A 1,808-nucleotide genomic window follows, 5' to 3' on the forward strand; every position below is an offset into this window, starting at 1 on the left:
GCAGCCGGTCCTGCGGGTTGATGCCGGCTTGGTACCATTGGAGGATCCGGTTTACGACCATCGAGTGCCGCAGGTCATGCACACGCGGCCCTGTCCGTCCGGAAAGCGGTTTGAACCCGCCGCGGCGCATGACGTTGGTGATCATCGTTGTGACCACCACCGGGGCGTAACGATCCTTGAAGTGATCCTGCCAGAACAGCCCCGACTGCGGGTCCTGTGGGGCACCAGCGCGCCGCCGCGCATCGAGATAGGCGCGCAGTTCAACCATGACGCTGCCCGATAACGGCAAGATCCTGGTCTTGTAGAACTTCGTTTCCCGGATCGTGATCGTGCCGGATCGAAGGTCGGCGTCGCCCAGATCGAGCCACGCAATCTCACTACGTCGCAGCCCGGCGCAATAGGCCAGCAAGATCATCGTGTAGAGGGTTAGCGGCCGCAGCGGGGCATGCGGCGACGGATAGCATCGGGCAACTTCGAGCATGAGCCGGATGTCAGCCGGGCTGAAGATATGCGGACGCCGGTGCTCCCGCGCCACCTCCCGCTCCGGTCGCGGGTTGAAGCGTTTCGGCGGGATGTTCGGATCGAGCCGTTGCCGCGCCTTGGTCAGGATGCGCCCCAGCTTCTGGCATTCTGCCGCGTGATTGCGGGTCGGCTTTGCTGCCGCCCAATGCGTCAACATCGTCTCAAGCGGCTCTCCGGCCAGTTCCGGATGAGCCTGCAGGAACCGGTCGAACCGCAGCAACCAATGAGCTTGCGTTTCGTACTGGTAGCCCCGGTTTCGCATCACCGCGACATGGTCACGCATGAAGTCGCCCAGAACGCTGCCGTAGGGCGCAGGCCGATACAGTCCCGCGAGGGCCTCGTCGGGATTGGACGATGCAAGGGCACGCCAGATCGGCTTGTTCTGCTTGATGTTGTGCTGCCTGCGAAGCTCGGCAACGGGATTGCTGGCGATCAACTCGTTCTGGACCAGATAGTCGAGGAAACGGTCAACGATGCAGACCTGGTTCAATAGCGTCGACAATTTCCAGCGCGGTGCCATTTCGCCCAACCAGTCTTCGATCATCTGGCGATCCACTGCAGGGTGCCGGAGCGCAACATCTTCGAAGCTGCGAAGGAACCAGCGATACGTGGGTCTGCTTCCCGGCCGGAACTGCGACTTCTCCAGAAAGGCGTCGATGATGGTGCGATCGGGATCGTGCCAGGCGCTCATGACAGCACCTCCGATCCGGGCACGTCGAGCGCTACCGCCCGCAAATCTTCGGTGGCAAGTTTGAGATAGGTGTTGGTGGACTCGGTTGATCGGTGCCCGAGCACGTCGCCGATGATCTTTTGCGGAACCGACGCCCGCAGCAGTTCAACCGCACGCGCGTGGCGGAAGATATGCGGTCCACGTTTTCCCACCGGGGTGACGCCCGCTGCCGCCAGACGTCTTTTGACCATGCCGTGCAAGTTCGTCATCCGGGTATAGGGTGCAAGAGAGCGGATGAAGATTTCCCGGCATTCGACCTGCGGGCGCCCGGCACGCAGATAGTCAAGCAGCGCATCGCCGACCGGCGTCAGAAGCGGCATGGTGGAACAGGCATTGGTTTTGGTGTGCCGGATCCGCAGCGAATCCGCGCGCCAGTCGATGTCGTCGAGCCGGAGATTGCAGATCTCGCCTTGCCGCAACCCGTAGGTGGCAAGCATCAGCAAAATGGCATGGTCGCGCAGGCCCCTCGGCGACCTGTCTCTGCCGGTGGCCTCCAGAACCAGATCGATCTGGCTGCGGCTCAGGATCGAGGGAACATCCTCGTAGGCATAGAGCA

General features: G+C 62.3%; 2 protein-coding genes. Both read right to left on the reverse strand.

Annotation, left to right across the window (positions count from 1 at the left end; translation table 11 throughout):
• Window positions 1-1,213, reverse strand: a 1,213-nt coding sequence (locus tag ATO3_RS28315; protein WP_088653056.1) for a tyrosine-type recombinase/integrase, incomplete at its 3' end; no start/stop codon positions are given.
• On the reverse strand, window positions 1,210-1,808 hold a 599-nt coding region (locus tag ATO3_RS28320; RefSeq protein WP_233152364.1), incomplete at its 5' end, for a site-specific integrase. The genes ATO3_RS28315 and ATO3_RS28320, both read right to left, overlap by 4 nt.

Source organism: Marinibacterium profundimaris (assembly GCF_002210095.1).
In the GTDB taxonomy this organism is placed as follows: Bacteria; Pseudomonadota; Alphaproteobacteria; order Rhodobacterales; family Rhodobacteraceae; genus Marinibacterium; species Marinibacterium profundimaris.